A 15319-nucleotide genomic window follows, 5' to 3' on the forward strand; every position below is an offset into this window, starting at 1 on the left:
TCGCACTCCAGCGCGGGGCAAGCCCGCTCACCACACAAGCCCGGCTCCCACAGGGGTATTGGGGGGTGCTTGGGGACAGCTTACTTGGTGGTAAACGCCGAGTAGCTGTTCATCAGGTTGCGGTAGTTGGGAATGCGCGGCGACAGCAGGTTGGCCAGGCCTTCCATGTCGTTGCGCCAGTCGCGCTGCAATTCGCAGGCAACCGCGAACCAGTTCACCAGTTGCGCACCGGCGGCGGTCATGCGCGCCCAGGCCGCCTGTTGCACAGTTTCGTTGAAGGTGCCCGACGCATCAGTGACCACGAACACCTCAAAGCCTTCCTCCAGGGCGCACAAGGTCGGGAACGCGACGCACACATCCGTCACCACACCGGCAATGATGATCTGCTTGCGGCCAGTCGCCTTGACGGCCTTCACGAAATCTTCGTTGTCCCAGGCGTTGATCTGGCCAGGGCGGGCAATGTACGGCGCGTCCGGGAACAGCTCCTTAAGTTCGGGCACCAGTGGGCCGTTGGGACCGCTTTCGAAGCTGGTGGTGAGGATGGTCGGCAGGTTGAAGAACTTCGCCACATCGGCCAAGGCCAGGACGTTGTTCTTGAATTCGTTGGGCGAGAAATCCTGTACCAGGGAGATCAGGCCAGTCTGGTGGTCGACCAACAGTACAACAGCATCATCTTTGTTCAAACGAGGGCTAGCCATGGTTCAACTCCTTACGGGGGATGGGAAATCAGAAAGCAAAACACGAGCAGCCAAACGCACCCCAGAATCCCTGGAAGTCGCTGACCGGCACGCTGGAAAGCCGCGCCTTTTCATGGCTGTGGGAATGCACGCCGCACGGGCCGCTGCACTGGTGAACCTGAGCCTGCAACGGCGAACTCGGGCGCCAGTGACCCGGCACCTTGACCACCGGCGACCAGTCCGGCAGCACCGGCACGCGGGGCGGTGCGAAATCTTCGAAGTCACCGGCGCCGTAGACCACCTTGCCGCCGACCACGGTGAGTACCGATTCGATCCACTTGATGGCTTCTTCGTCGACACTGAAGAAGTCCGCCGACAGCGCCGCGACGTCCGCCAGTTGGCCAACCTTGATCTGGCCCTTCTTGCCTTGCTCGGACGAGAACCAGGCGCTGCCATGGGTGAACAGTTCCAGCGCCGTCAGGCGCGGCAGGCCTTCGGCGTGCAGCTCCAGGCCGCCAACGGTGCGACCGCTGACCATCCAGTACAGCGAGGTCCAAGGGTTGTAGCTCGACACCCGCGTAGCGTCAGTGCCCGCGCCGACCGGCACGCCTTCGGCGAGCATGCGCTTGATCGGTGGCGTGGCTTCGGCCGCCTTGGCGCCGTAACGCTCAACGAAGTACTCGCCCTGGAACGCCATGCGGTCCTGGATCGCGATACCACCACCGAGCGCCCGCACTCGTTCGATGTTTTTCGGCGTGATGGTTTCAGCGTGGTCGAAAAACCACGGCAGGCCGTTGAACGGAATGTCGCGATTGACCTTTTCGAACACGTCGAGCATGCGCGAGATGGATTCGTCATAGGTCGCGTGTAAACGGAACGGCCAGCGTTGCTCCACCAAGTGACGCACCACCGGTTCCAACTCCTGCTCCATGGTCAACGGCAGGTCCGGGCGCGGCTCAAGGAAGTCTTCGAAGTCGGCCGCCGAAAACACCAGCATCTCGCCGGCGCCGTTGTGGCGCAGGTAGTCATCGCCCTGGTGCAGGGTGACGCTGCCAGTCCAGTTCTTGAAATCGCTGAGTTCTTCCTTGGGCTTCTGGGTGAACAGGTTGTAGGCGATGCGCACCGTCAACTGTTCGTCCTTGGCCAACTGCTCGATCACCGCGTAGTCATCTGGGTAGTTCTGGAAACCACCGCCGGCATCAATGGCGCTGGTGAGGCCTAGGCGATTGAGTTCACGCATGAACTGGCGGGTCGAGTTGACCTGGTATTCCAGCGGCAGTTTCGGGCCCTTGGCCAGGGTCGAATACAAGATCATCGCGTTGGGTCGCGCTACCAGCATACCGGTGGGGTTGCCGTTGCTGTCACGCACGATCTCGCCGCCCGGCGGGTTCGGCGTGTCCTTGGTGTAGCCGGCCACACGCAGGGCGGCGCGGTTGAGTAAGGCGCGGTCGTACAGGTGCAACACAAATACAGGCGTATCCGGTGCGGCCTGGTTGAGTTCTTCCAGGGTCGGCATGCGCTTTTCGGCGAACTGGAATTCGTTCCAGCCGCCGACCACGCGGACCCATTGCGGCGTCGGTGTGCGGTCGGCCTGGTCCTTGAGCATGCGCAAGGCATCGGCCAGTGACGGCACGCCTTCCCAGCGCAGTTCCAGGTTGTAGTTCAGACCGCCACGGATCAGGTGCAAGTGCGAGTCGTTGAGGCCGGGGATCACGGTGCGGCCCTTGAGGTCGATGACCTGGGTGCCATTGCCGCGCAGGGCCATGGCTTCACCGTCGGTACCCACGGCGACGAAGCGTCCCTGGTGGATGGCGACGGCCGTGGCGCGGGGGTTTTCACGGTCCACAGTGTGGAACTGGCCATTGAACAGAATCAGGTCGGCGTTCATAGGGTTTCCTTTACGGAGGCTTCGAGCCAGGGAGCGAACAGGCGGGTGGCCGCCGGCATCAGCAGGTAGACCACCAGCAGGACGATGGTCAGGGTGACCAGGAAAGTGGCGACCACGTAGTTGGAGAGGAACGGATGCAGGCGCAGCACCGGGCCCCAGATGATCGGCACCAGCAGGGTCAGCGGCAGGATCACGCAAAGGGTGACGACCGCCTGCTTCCAGCGCGGTGGCTTGGCGGCGTTTGGGGTTTCGGGGTTGAACCAGAATTCGTTGACCGCGCCGATTTCGGTGTTGTCGCCGTCGGCGAGCATGGGGGTGGCTTCGGCGATCAGGGTTTTGCGCTCTGGGGATTCGAGCCAGGTTTCCAGGTCGTCGGTGGAGCGGTAGCGCAATACGCAGGTGAACAGGGCCAGGCTGCCTTGCTTGCCGCGCACCACGTCGACACCGAGATGGCCTGGGCGTGCGCCGGCGATGCGTACGATGCGGCGTAGCCAGGCTTCGTAGTCGGCTTCTCGGCCTGGTTTGATCAGGTGTTTGACCACCAGGGTGACGACTTCGTCGGGGGTTGGTTTTGTTGCTGGGTCCATGGCGTGGTCCTCTGCCTTGATGTTTCAGCGATGAGGGAGTTTGCGGGGGTTGGGGTGGGGAAAATTGGATGTACGTGCTGTTTGGGTTGGGTTGGGTTGGGTTGGGTTGGGTTGGGTACATATCCGTTATTTGGGTAACGGCCACCTATGGTTCCGCTCTTACAGCGGGTCACTTTTGGAAGAGCGCCAAAAGTAACCAAAAACGCTTCGCCCCAACACTCGGCACCTCGCCTAGGCTCGGTGTGCCCGTAATCCGACAGTGATTTGGGGGGCCGCCGCCACGCGCCATCCATGGCGCGGGGCGGCTAAACCGGCATCCCTGCCGGTTTACCCCCCAAATCCCTGCCGAATTCCGGCCAGCGTGTTTGACGGGGCGCCTAAGATCAACATCAAAAGCAAGAGCACAGCGGCCTGACAGCCGGCTTGAGTGGTGTGAAGCAAAAGCAAAGGCAGTCCACTGTAGGAGCTGGCTTGCCGGCGATGGTCGTTAACGATGACGTGGGGTGTCTGGATGAACGCGGCGTTCTCACGTTTTTCGCCGGCAAGCCGGCTGCTACAGGGACCGCGTATCTACGATGCGAAGCGAGTCGCTCTTGATCTTGATCTTAGGCGCCCCGTCAAACACGCTGGCCGAACGCAGGCTTGAATCCGTGGCTAACCCGGCAGGACGCCGGGTTAGCCGCGCTGGGCCAAGGATGGCCCATCGCGGCGGCCCACGGATTCAAGCCGGAGTGAGGGTACACCGAGCCTAAGCGAGGTGCCGAGTGTTGGGGCAAGAGCCCTTTTGGTTACTTTTGGGGCTCTTTTCCAAAAGTGACCCGCCGTAAGGGCGGAACCAATACCAGCCGTTACCCAAACAACGGATATGTACTCATTCACGCCCCCCGAGCCATATGCTCCCCAATCCGTGCCCGTAACCACCGCTCCGCCGGATCATTGTCATGCACCCCACTCCACACCATCGACAACTGCGCCTCCTCAATCGCAAACGGCGGATCCTCCGCGCGTAACGACGTCCCCTCGGTCAACGCACACGCCGCATAATCCGGCACCGTCGCAATTATCTGCGTCCCCGCCAACAATGCCCGCAACCCACTGAACTGCGGCACCGCCAACACCACCCGCCGCGCCCGGCCGATCCGCGCCAAATCCAGATCGATATTGCCACTCAAGTCCCCCGAGAACGACACCATTGCATGAGGGCGTTCACAGTAATCATCCAGCGTAAGCGGCTCGACACCACCATCCCCACGCAAGACCTTGCACGGAATATCCCGCAGCTTCTTGCGCTTGGCATTCGCCGGCAATTCAGTGGTGTAACTCACCCCCACCGAAATCTCGCCACTGGCCAGCAACGACGACATCAACAGGTAATTGGCCCGACGCACCACCACGATGATCCCCGGCGCCTCCTCGCGCAATTGACTGAGCAACGGCGGAAACAGGCCAAACTCAGCGTCATCAGAGAGGCCAATGCGAAACACCGCACAACTGGTGGAAGGGTCGAAATCCTTGGCACGGCTGACCGCTCCGGAGATGGTGTCCATGGCCGGTTGCAACTCCTTGAGTATCGCCACGGCACGTGGCGTGGGCTCCATGCCCCGCCCGTTGCGCAGCAGCAACGGGTCGTCGAACAGGTCGCGCAGACGCCCCAACGCCGCACTCACCGCCGGTTGGCCCATGAAGAGTTTTTCGGCGACCCGGGTCAGGTTCTTCTCGAACATCAGTGCTTCGAAAATCACCAGCAGGTTCATGTCGACGCGGCGCAGGTCGTTGCGGTTCATGGGAAGCATCCAAACGGTTGGCAAGCGCACAGATAAGCATGCAAAACCCGACCGGCATTGCATGTCTGTGCTGTCTTTTTCACCTCGGCACCTGGCGAAATTAACAACGATTAACTCGTCAGCCGGACGGTCCGGCAACAAGATTGACCGCGTCTACACTGCATCCATCCACCGGGAACGCTCCCATCGACTGCGGATATTTGTCATGGCCCGATTCGATCAATATGCACCTCGTTTGTCCGCCACCGGAGGCCTGTGCCCTCGGCGCGAGCGCATCGCCAAGCAACTGATCCTGGCCAATCTGGGCGAGAGCCTGGCCATTGCCGACCTGGCCCAGGCCTGCGCGCTGTCGCGCAGCCATTTTTCCCGGGCGTTCAAGTGCACCACCGGGTTGTCACCGCAGGAGTGGATCCGCCAACAGCGCATCCAGCGCGCCAAGGAGCTGATCACCAGCTCGTCCCTGAGCCTGACGCAAATCAGCCTGGAATGCGGTTTTTGCGACCAGGCGCACTTCTGCCATATGTTCACCCGCAGCGAAGGCGTCAACCCGATGACCTGGCGAAATCACCACTTACGTCACAAGCTTCAAGTCATCGCAGCCTAGTGGTCGGTGCGTACCTGGAATATGCTGGCCGCTCCCCCCTTTCCGAGCACGGCCAGCCATGAGCGACCCCGGCGACCAGGCCGTACATTTCGGCCCCTATCGCATCCACCCGCGCCAACGCTTGGTGCTCGAGGCGGGTCGCCCTTTGCGCCTGGGACGGCGTGCGGTGGAGATCCTGCTGATCCTGCTGGAGCAGGCCGGCAATGTGGTGAGCAAACAGGAGTTGATCGCCCGCGTCTGGCCCAAAAGCGTGGTGGAAGATGGCAACCTGCGGGTGCATATGGCGGCGTTGCGCAAGGCTCTGGGCGATGGCCAGGCCGGGCAGCGCTATATCGTGACCGTGGCCCAGCGTGGCTACAGTTTTGTTGCGCCACTGAGCATCGAACCGATGACACCGCCTTCCGAAGGTGCCCCACAACGCCCCTGCCACAACCTGCCGTTGCGGCGTACCCGGATGATCGGCCGCCAGGCCTTGATCGACAGCCTGGTGCAGCAACTGCCGGAACAACGCTTTATCACCCTGACCGGCGCCGGCGGCATCGGCAAGACCACTGTCGCGCTGCGGGTGGCGGAATTGTTGATCGGGCATTACCGCGACGGCATCCGGCTGTTCGACCTGGCGCCGTTGAGCGCGCCATCGATGATCCTGCCCAACCTGGCTGCCCTGCTCGACGTCACTCATGCCGAGCACGAACCCTTGGCGACCTTTGCGCGCAGCCTGCAGGAACGCCAGTTGCTGCTGGTGATCGACAACTGTGAGCACCTGCTCGACGACATCGCCCTGATCAGCGAAACCCTGCTGCGCCATGCGCCCAGGCTGCACATCCTGGCCACCAGTCGCGAGGCATTGCGCGCCGAAGGCGAATCCGTGCAGCGCCTGGAACCCCTGGCCTGCCCGCCCGTCACCGGCAATCGCGCCCAAGCGTTGGGCTACCCGGCACTGCAATTGTTGATCGAGCGAGCCATGTCCCATCAGGACAGCTTCGAGCTGAGCGAGGCAGAGCTGCCGCTGGCGATTGATATCTGCCAGCGCCTGGACGGCATTCCGTTGGCGATCGAGTTGGTGGCGGCGCAGATCGAGCGCTTTGGCTTGCCAGGGCTATTGGTGCAGATGGAGGACAATTTCCGCCTGCTGACCCGTGGCCGGCGCAACGCCCTGCCTCGTCATCAAACCTTGCGCGCGACGCTGGACTGGAGCTTTGAGCTGCTGACCGCCTGCGAACAGATCTGCCTGCGTCGCCTGGCGGTGTTTCGCGGCGGTTTCAGCCTGGCCAGTGCGGCGGCGGTGATTGCCGGGGAACAGGTAGCACCCGCCGAAGTGCTGGGCTCAATCACTCAACTAGTCGCCAAATCCTTGCTTAACGTCGAGGCCGGTGATGATGAGATGGTGTATCGCCTGCTGGACATCACCCGTACCTACGCCCTGGAAAAGCTCAGCGTCGCCCAAGAGCTTGACGCCACCCGCGAACGCCATGCAGAGCGGTGCCTGGCGCTGATGGAACAGGCGCGCGACGATTGGGATTCGGTCGCCACCCAACCCTGGATCGACCGTTACGCGCCGCTGCGTGAAGATATCCGCGCTGCCCTCGACTGGGGGCTCGCGCAGGCGGGCGAACACCTGCTGGCGATCCGCTTGACCGTCAGCGCAATGCCGCTGTGGCAAGAATTGTCGTTGCTCAGGGAACACCGTTTGTACGTGGACAAGGCGCTGGCGTTGATGGACCAGGCCGCATCGCCCTGCCCCCGCTTGTCGATGCAACTGCAACTGGCGCTGGGCAGCCTGTCCTATCACGCCATGGGCGGGGCCCCGCAGACCATTGCCGCGTTCGTCCGTGCGCGGCACCTGGCCGAAGCGCACGAGGACGTCGCGGGGCAACTGCGCGCGGTCTCCGGGCATATGGCGGTGAACCTGTGTGCAGGCCAGTATCGTCAGGCGCTGGCGCAAAGCGTGCAGTTTGATCGCCTCGACCCACGCACCGACCCGCAACTGGATATCAGCGCCCAGCGTCTGCGGGTGCTGGCCCAGCATTACAACGGCAACCAGGCACTCGCCCGGCACAATGCCGAGCAAGTGATCCAACGCATGGCGCACAGCGGCCACGTCAACCGATTTGCCCACGGCATCGGTGTGCAATACGACCAGAGCGTTGCCTCACTCACGGTGCTGGCGCGAATCCTGTGGTTGCAAGGCTTTCCCGAGCAAGCCTGGCGCACCGCCAACCAGGCGTTGGAACTGGCGCAGCAGATCAATCATGGCACCTCCATCTGCTACACCCTGGCGTTGGCAGGCGTGGTCATCGCCCGTTACAACGGTGACGAAGACACCGCCCAGACCCTACAGGCACTGCTGTTGGAACATGCCCACAAGCATTCGGTGCAGTTGTTCAAGACGTGGGCAGGTCACTACGCGGGAATCCTTGGGCGCAAGGACCTGCAAGGCCTGGGGTTGATTGAGGATATCCTGGTCACGCTGGGTTCCCATGCACTGGACGAGCCTGGGTTCGAACGCGCCCGCGCGGGCGACGCGGGTTGGTGCACCCCGGAGATCCTGCGGATACACGCAGAAAGCACGACCGATGCCCGTGCGGCCGAAGCGCTGCTGCTGGAAGCTTTGGGCCTGGCTCACCAGCAAGGCGCGCTGGCCTGGGAGTTGCGCTGTGCGACGTCGTTGGCACGGCTGTGGCAGGCGCAAGGCCGCGTGCAGCCGGCCCGCGATCTGCTGAGTTCGGTCTACACGCGGTTCACGGAGGGCTTTGCCACCCAGGACCTAGTCCGCGTACGCGGCCTGCTCGACGAGTTGCAGGACAAGCGGCCGGCCTGAAAACGGCCCCAGGTAATGCTCATAGCCCTGCTGCAAGCGCGCGACCTGCATCGGGTCGCGTAACTGCGCGAGTGCATAGCTGCGCACGCAGTTGAGCAGGCGGTAACGGGCATTGCCGGGGCCGGGTTCGAGGGTCAGCAACGAAGTACTCACCAGACGCCCCAGCAGGTAGGCCAAGTCGGCATGTTCCAGCTCGGTACCAGCGACCAGTTCACTCAAGGCGGGCAAGGTGACCGCCATCTTGAACAACCCCAATTGCAGGAACAGCCAGCGCTCCGGCAGGCTCAGGCGCTGGTAGCTCCAGTCCAGGGCCGCGTTCAGGGATTGATGACGTTCCACCGCCGTGCGCCGGCCCCGGCTCAGCACATGCACGCCTTTGCACAGTTGCTGCTGCAATCCACGCACGCCAAGGGCGTCCACTTGAGCGGCCGCCAGCTCCAGGGCCAGGGGAATGCCATCCAGGCGTCGACAGATGTCACGCAGCGGGGCCAAGTCCTGGGGTCGCAGCACAAAGCCTTGCTGAGCAGCACGTACTCGGGCGACGAACACTTGCACCGCCGGGTAAGCCATCGCTTCTTCGACACGGCTTAACGCCGATGGCGCAGGCACCGACAGCCGAGGCACGCGTTGCACCCATTCCCCGGAGACTTGCAGGGCTTCACGACTGCTGACCAGCACACTGACCTGAGGCGCCGCTTCGCGTAGCACGTGCACCAGGTGACGGCAGGCACCGAGTAGCAGGTCGGCACCGTCGAGCACCAGCAACAACTGGCGGGCCGCCAATTGCCGCCCCAGTTCAGCGGCATTGGCGCAGGGTTCAAGGTGCAGTACCGAAGCCAGGTGACGCAGCATGCTCATCGGCGCTTCCACCGTGGCCAAATCGACCCACCACACGCCGTCCCGGTAACGCGGCAACACCCGCTCAGCCAACGCCAGGGCCAGGCTGCTCTTGCCCACGCCGGCACACCCGGTGAGCGTCATCAGGCGTTGGCCGGACAGGCGTCTCACCAGCACGCCCAACAGCTCATCACAGCCCATCACCGGACTCAGGCGTGCGGCGAGGTTATGCAGGGGTAACGTGGCCGGCACAACCCCGTGCACGGGGGCGGCGAAACAGTAGCCACGCTGTGGGTCGTTGAGAATGAAACGCTGCCCATCAAGGGCGCGACGCAATGCAGCGATGTGCACCCGCAGGTTGTTTTCTTCCACCACGCTGTTCGGCCACACGCGCTCGATCAAGGTGGCCTTGCTGATGTACTGCCCAGGCGCTTCAAGCAGCACCGTGAGGATATCCAGCGCCCGCCCGCCCAGAGGCACCGGCCAGCCTGCCTTGCTGACCAGACGCTGTTGCCGGTGAAAGACATAGGCGCCGAAGCGCACCGTGCCATCAGCGTCAATCGCCTGAGGATTGTTCATCTGTGCAAAAGCGCTGAAACACCCGGCCTTGGGCGTTCGCGCATCCTTTTCCGTGGGCTTGCCGCTATCTTGCCAGTTGGCGATGACAGGACAATGCTGGCACAGGGAGTGATACGGACATTCGGGTGCGCCAGACGGACATTCTGTCGTTAACTGAACTGTTGTCGGTATTGGGTCGGGTTGAGGCCCAGTTTTTCGCTGAACAGAAAGCGCATGTGCCGCACGCTGCCGAAGCCCGCGTGGAAAGCCACGGTCTTGAGCGGCAAGTCGGTGGTTTCCAGCAATTGCCGGGCGCGGTCGATGCGCGCGCCCTGCAGGAATGCCATGGGCGTCATCTGCACATCCTTGGCAAACAACCGCGCAAAGTGGCGCGCGCTCATGCCGGCCAGTTCGGACATGGACTCGATAGTGAACGGTTGATCAAGATGCTCCAGCACATGCTTCTGCACGCGGGTGATCGCCGTTTCCTGAGGCGCCACCGCCGCCGTCATCGGACTGAATTGGGCCTGGCCGCCCTGGCGTTTCATCACCACCAGCAACACCTTGGCCACTTCCACGGCGACATGCTTGCCGTGGTCCTGGGCCACTACCGACAGCGCCAGGTCGATACCGGCGGTGACGCCACCCGAGGTGATCAGGCGCCCGTCCTGCAAATAGATACGGTCGGTTTCCACAACAGCCTTGGGGAACGCCTTGATCAGCCGCTCCGTGTAGTGCCAGTGAGTGGTCACGCGATGGCCGTCCAACAACCCGGCATGCCCCAGCACAAAGGCGCCGGTGCAAATGGAGCCGAAGCGACGCGCCCGTGGCGCTGCCGCCCTGAGCCACGGCAGTAAGGCGGGATGGCATTCGTTGTAGGCACCAGGACCGCCGGGCACCAGCAGCAGGTCGTAGGCATCCTGGGCCTGGTCCAACAGCAAGTCGGTGTGTACCGCGACACCATTGGAGGCGCGCAACGCGCCGGGCTCCGTGCCGAGGGTAAGGATCTGATAGTGATCCGCCGCTGGCAGGTAGCGGTTGGCAATGGAAAACACTTCGAGCGGCCCGGCCATGTCGAGCAGGAGGAAGTCCGGAAATAGCGCCATGGCCACGGTTTTCATAGCGAGAAAAGTCCATCGAGAAGGAATGCGGCCGCCATTATTGCACGTTCAGAACTGTCAACTTGAAGGCGACAGTTATTCAGATTTCAGCTTCTTAATGAATCATTCATTAACTATTAACCTTCTTCTCAACGCCGGAGCCCTGCATGCCGCAGCCCGCTCCCACTTGAGGACAAGACCATGCTGACCCTTCGCAAAGCTTCCGAACGCGGCGCCGCCAATCACGGTTGGTTGAAGTCGTTCCACACCTTCTCGTTCGCCAACTACTGGAACCCGAAAGAACAAGGCTTTTCCGACCTGCTGGTGATCAACGATGACCGCGTCGCGGCCGGCAAAGGTTTCGGCCAACACCCGCACCGCGACATGGAGATTTTCTCTTATGTGCTGGAAGGCGCGCTGGAACACAAAGACACCCTGGGCACCGGTTCGGTGATCCGCCCCGGCGATGTGCAACTGATGAGCGCCGGCAGCGGCGTGGCCCACAGCGAGTTCAACCACAGCCAGACCCGTGGCGTGCACTTCCTGCAGATCTGGATCGTGCCGAATGAAGCCGGCGCCGAACCGCGTTATCAACAGGAGCACTTCAGCGAGGCGCAGAAACGTGGGCGCTTGCAGTTGATCATCTCGCCGGACGGCAACGACGGTTCCCTCAGCGTGCGCCAGGACGCACGGGTGTATGCCGGGCTGTTCAGCGGCGACGAAGCCGCCACCCTGGACCTGGCGCCGGATCGTCATGTGTACATCCATGTGGCCCGAGGCAGCGTTGAAGTCAACGGCCAGCGCTTGCAGGAAGGCGACGGCGCCCGCGTGCGGGATGAACGGCAGATCCGCCTGGGCCATGGTGAGGACGCCGAAGTGCTGGTGTTCGATCTGCGCCCGCAAGAGCTGCCGCAGATGCCATGACCAGGCGTGCGATGGCTCGTCGGAACGAGCCATCGCTGGCGTCGATAGTCACCATCAGCCCAATGAAGTTCTCTTAAAAAATGCAACGCGTAACATCAAACCCATACCAGCAACAACCCAAACTAAAACACTCGGAGCACACTCTCATGAAACGCCAAATCTTGCTTAGCCTCGCTTTCTCGGTACTCGCTGCAAATGCTTTTGCCCATCCTGTCGTCGCTGAAGGCGGTTCGGATCGCCTGATCGAAAGTCGCGTCGCAGAGGGTGGCTCGGACCGCCTGCAAGGTAACCGCGTTGCCGAAAATGGTTCGGACCGCCTGCTGGAACGCCGTGTTGCCGAAGGTGGCGCTGATCGCCTGCAAGAACGTGGCCTGGCTGAAGGCGGTGCTGATCGCCTGCAAGAACGTGGTCTGGCCGAAGGCGGTGCTGATCGCCTGCAAGAACGTGGTCTGGCCGAAGGCGGTGCTGATCGCTTGCAAGAACGTGGTCTGGCCGAAGGTGGTGCTGATCGCCTGCAAGGCAACAACGTTTAATCCCGCACTGCTGGCGGGAACCCCAAACCGGCCTGATCAGCCGGTTTTTTTTCGCCCTCGATGAAGTGCGGCTACGCCGATGAACCAAGCCGGGTAGGCAAACGCCGGCACATGAACGTATCTGGCTACCAACTTTCTCCCAGCCCCAGCAGGCCCAGAATCTGGCGTCGCAAGTCCACCAGATAAGGATCGTCCCGGTGTCGGGGGTACGGCCGGTCAATCGTCAGTTGCGCCAGGATGTTCGCCGGACGATCGCTGAACACCACCACCCGGTTGGCCAACAGCAAGGCTTCTTCCACATCGTGGGTCACCAGCAAGGCCGTATAGCCCTGGCGCTGCCACAAGTCGATCAGTTCCTTTTGCATGGTGATACGGGTCAGGGAGTCGAGTTTGCCCAACGGCTCGTCGAGGATCAGCAGGCGTGGTTGATTGACCAGTGCGCGGGCCAGCGCCACCCGTTGCGCCATGCCACCGGACAACTGCCGTGGATAAGCGCGAGCGAACTGACTGAGACCGACTTTTTCCAGGGCTTCGTCGACCTTGGCCGAATGAGTCTTGAGTAGCCCCTGCGCTTCCAGGCCGACGGCGACGTTGTCCCACACGCGGCGCCATGGGTAGAGCGTCGGGTCCTGGAACACCACCACGCGGCTCGGGTCCGGGCCGGTGATGGCTTCACCGTCCGCCAGCAAACGGCCGGAGTCCGCCGGTTCCAGGCCGGCCACCAAGCGCAGCAAGGTCGACTTGCCGCATCCCGAAGGCCCGAGCAAGGCCACGAATTCGCCTGGCGCCACAGCCAACGAAACCCGCTCCAATACCGGCAGATGCAGGCCGTCCAGGGCAAAGCCATGGCTCAGGTTTTCTATGCTCAGCGCCAAACCTTCCGACGCCGATACTGCGTGTGCCAGGGCTACCATTTCATCGATCCTTTCTGCCAGGCCAACAACCGGTCACGCACCAGGAACAACCCGGTGATCAACCCTGAACAAGCGAGCGCCATGATTAGCAAGGCGGCGTACATATTCGCGTAGGCGGCCCAGCCCTGGGCCCATTGCAGGTACCACCCGATACCGGATTTGACGCCCATCATCTCCGCCACCACCAGCGTCGAAAACGAGGCGCCCAGGCCCATGAAAAGGCCGACAAATACATGCGGCAACGCGGCGGGAATCGCCACCTTGAAAATCAGAAAAGCTTGCTTGGCGCCGAGGGTGCGGGCCACGTCGTAATAGGCTTTGTCTACACTCGCCACGCCGGACCAGGTAAGCACCGTGACCGGAAACCAGGTGGCCAGTGCGATCAAAAATACGCTGGCGCTCCAACTGCTCGGAAACAGAAAGAAGCACAGCGGCAACAACGCCGTCGACGGCACCGGACCGAGAATGCGCAACACCGGGTGCAACCAGTAGCCGATGCGCGTGGACCATCCGATCGCCACCCCCGCGATAAACCCGGTGATCGCGCCCAGCGCCACGCCCGAACCCAGCAGCAACGCCGAGTGCCACAGGCTGTCGGCCAGGCGTGGGTAGTCTTCGATATACACGGCCAGCAAGGCCTGGGGCGGCGCAAAAAACGGCACCGGCAACAGCGCCAGTTTGGCGGTGAGTAGTTCCCAGATACCCAGCAGCACCGGCAAGGCGATCAGCCAGGGACCCGCGTTGCGCAGGCGCAGGCCCAACCTCGCTATCTTGCGCCCCAGCAGGCTCAATACGATGAACAGCGCCGCGATGCCCACGCACAGATTGGCCAGGCCTTGGGTCATCGGCCAGTTGCGCGTCGCGTTGGGCCAGTAGCTGATCAGCAGCGCGACGGCCAGCCAGGCCCCCACCACCGCCACGCCCTGCCACCAGACTTTGAACGCCAGGGACGGGTTCAGGGTTGCCGCATCAACTGAAGACATCGGCGGTGATCTCCTTGGCAAACTCCACCGGGTCGGTGCTCTTGCTGATCACTTCGACGGTTTTCAAGTCGGTGACGTAGGTGAGGATTTCCTGGGTCAGCGCCGCGCCCACCGCGTGATGGCCGTGGGTGTGGTCGTGGAGGATCGCCTGCACTTCTTCTACCGAAGTATTCAGCGCATGGGCCTGGAAGCCTTTGGCAACTTCTTCGGGGTGCTGCACGGAATAGTTGTGGGCTTCCAGAATCGCTTGGGTCAAGGCCGCGACCACGCGTTTGTCTTCGCGCACCAGTTTGCCGGTGACGCCGACCACGCAGCAGCTGAGGTTGGCGTACTCTTCCACCAGGTTGGTGGACAGTTCGCGGGCCACGCCGGATTTGATCAGGCGGTACATGAACGGGTCACTGCCACTCACCGCCTGCACTTCGCCACGCTCGAGGGCCGTGCCGAGCAGGTCGGCCGGGTACAGCCGCCATTCCACGTCGCGCACCGGGTCCACGCCGTGTTTCTTCAGCAGGATCGAGAAGAAATTGCGGTCCGGACTGGCCATGTCGGTCACGCCGATAGCCTTGCCCTTGAGGTCTTCGAGTTGGGTCACGCCGCCATTCACCGCACTGAGCAAACGCAGGCAGCCGCCGTGAGTGCCCGCAGTGAGTTTCACATCGAACCCTTGCTCCAGCGCCTTGAGCCAACGCAGCGCCATGCCCACGCCCGCGTCGGCTTTACCGGTGGCGATGGCCTCCAGCAGTACTTCGGTTGAGTTGCCGAAGTTGACCAGTTCCACGTCCAGATTGTGCTTGGTGAAAAAGCCTTGGCCGTGGGCGATCACCACTGGCGCCAGGCATACGGCGTTGAGGTTGACTGCCAGCTTCAGCTTGCGCGGAGCGTCGAGGCGGATGAATTCACCGGTGCCAGCAGGTTCCTGTGAAGTGTTATGGCCGGCGTGTTCATCGGCGGCGAAGCCCAGGCGTGGCAGCGACAGGCTGGCCAGCGTAATACCGGCCAGCCCCAGCAGGCGGCGGCGGGTTAAGTGATCGAAGTCAGCCATACACAATATTCCCTATAAATGAGTGTTCTGGACGGTGTGGCACCTGTAGGAGCCGGCTTGCCGG

General features: G+C 62.5%; 13 protein-coding genes. 4 read left to right on the top strand and 9 right to left on the bottom strand.

The window, feature by feature from the left end:
* Positions 1–80 precede the first annotated feature (80 nt).
* From ycaC to U367_RS0108985, 4 genes are all read right to left on the bottom strand, one after another.
* Positions 81–698, bottom strand: coding sequence for an isochorismate family cysteine hydrolase YcaC (ycaC, locus tag U367_RS0108970; protein ID WP_028616649.1), 618 nt, complete (start codon positions 696–698; stop codon positions 81–83).
* Between the two features lie 28 nt (positions 699–726).
* A complete protein-coding gene (locus U367_RS0108975; protein ID WP_028616650.1) occupies positions 727–2565 on the bottom strand; it encodes an amidohydrolase in 1839 nt (612 codons plus the stop codon).
* The gene (locus U367_RS0108980; protein WP_028616651.1) at positions 2562–3152 is read right to left on the bottom strand and encodes an antibiotic biosynthesis monooxygenase; all 591 of its coding nucleotides are present in this window, start codon (positions 3150–3152) and stop codon (positions 2562–2564) included. Before U367_RS0108980 ends, U367_RS0108975 begins: the two co-directional genes overlap by 4 nt.
* Before the next feature lie 875 nt (positions 3153–4027).
* A complete protein-coding gene (locus tag U367_RS0108985) occupies positions 4028–4936 on the bottom strand; it encodes a LysR family transcriptional regulator (RefSeq protein WP_028616652.1) in 909 nt (302 codons plus the stop codon).
* Positions 4937–5141: 205 nt separating this feature from the next.
* Here U367_RS0108985 and U367_RS0108990 point away from each other — a divergent pair, with 205 nt between their 5' ends.
* Together U367_RS0108990 and U367_RS0108995 are read left to right on the top strand one after the other, a co-directional pair.
* Positions 5142–5540: a helix-turn-helix domain-containing protein gene (locus tag U367_RS0108990; RefSeq protein ID WP_028616653.1), complete on the top strand. Its 399-nt coding sequence runs from the start codon at positions 5142–5144 to the stop codon at positions 5538–5540.
* Between the two features lie 58 nt (positions 5541–5598).
* Positions 5599–8361: an ATP-binding protein gene (locus tag U367_RS0108995; protein WP_028616654.1), complete on the top strand. Its 2763-nt coding sequence runs from the start codon at positions 5599–5601 to the stop codon at positions 8359–8361.
* Here U367_RS0108995 and U367_RS0109000 read toward each other — a convergent pair.
* Together U367_RS0109000 and U367_RS0109005 are read right to left on the bottom strand one after the other, a co-directional pair.
* Entirely contained in the window at positions 8308–9777 is a 1470-nt protein-coding gene (locus U367_RS0109000) for a winged helix-turn-helix domain-containing protein (protein WP_028616655.1), read from the bottom strand. The two genes, U367_RS0108995 and U367_RS0109000, sit on opposite strands and share 54 nt — an antisense overlap.
* 149 nt (positions 9778–9926) lie before the next feature.
* Positions 9927–10877: a GlxA family transcriptional regulator gene (locus U367_RS0109005; protein WP_028616656.1), complete on the bottom strand. Its 951-nt coding sequence runs from the start codon at positions 10875–10877 to the stop codon at positions 9927–9929.
* Between the two features lie 180 nt (positions 10878–11057).
* Here U367_RS0109005 and U367_RS0109010 point away from each other — a divergent pair, with 180 nt between their 5' ends.
* Both U367_RS0109010 and U367_RS0109015 read left to right on the top strand, forming a co-directional pair.
* Positions 11058–11780 (top strand): pirin family protein, encoded by a 723-nt coding sequence (locus U367_RS0109010; protein ID WP_028616657.1) that lies wholly within the window; start codon positions 11058–11060, stop codon positions 11778–11780.
* 146 nt (positions 11781–11926) lie between these two features.
* Positions 11927–12313, top strand: a complete 387-nt coding sequence (locus tag U367_RS0109015) for a hypothetical protein (protein WP_028616658.1) — start codon at positions 11927–11929, stop codon at positions 12311–12313.
* A 125-nt stretch (positions 12314–12438) separates the two neighbouring features.
* Here U367_RS0109015 and U367_RS0109020 read toward each other — a convergent pair whose 3' ends face one another.
* The 3 genes from U367_RS0109020 to U367_RS0109030 are packed head-to-tail and all read right to left on the bottom strand — an operon-like array spanning position 12439 to position 15255.
* Positions 12439–13227, bottom strand: coding sequence for an ABC transporter ATP-binding protein (locus tag U367_RS0109020; RefSeq protein WP_028616659.1), 789 nt, complete (start codon positions 13225–13227; stop codon positions 12439–12441).
* A complete protein-coding gene (locus U367_RS0109025) occupies positions 13221–14210 on the bottom strand; it encodes an ABC transporter permease (protein WP_028616660.1) in 990 nt (329 codons plus the stop codon). The genes U367_RS0109020 and U367_RS0109025 overlap by 7 nt, the downstream gene beginning before the upstream one ends.
* On the bottom strand, positions 14197–15255 hold the full coding sequence (locus U367_RS0109030) for an ABC transporter substrate-binding protein (protein WP_028616661.1): 1059 nt from the start codon (positions 15253–15255) through the stop codon (positions 14197–14199). The genes U367_RS0109025 and U367_RS0109030 overlap by 14 nt, the downstream gene beginning before the upstream one ends.
* Positions 15256–15319: the final 64 nt, after the last annotated feature.

It is taken from the genome of Pseudomonas canadensis (genome assembly GCF_000503215.1).
Lineage (GTDB): Bacteria > Pseudomonadota > Gammaproteobacteria > Pseudomonadales > Pseudomonadaceae > Aquipseudomonas > Aquipseudomonas canadensis.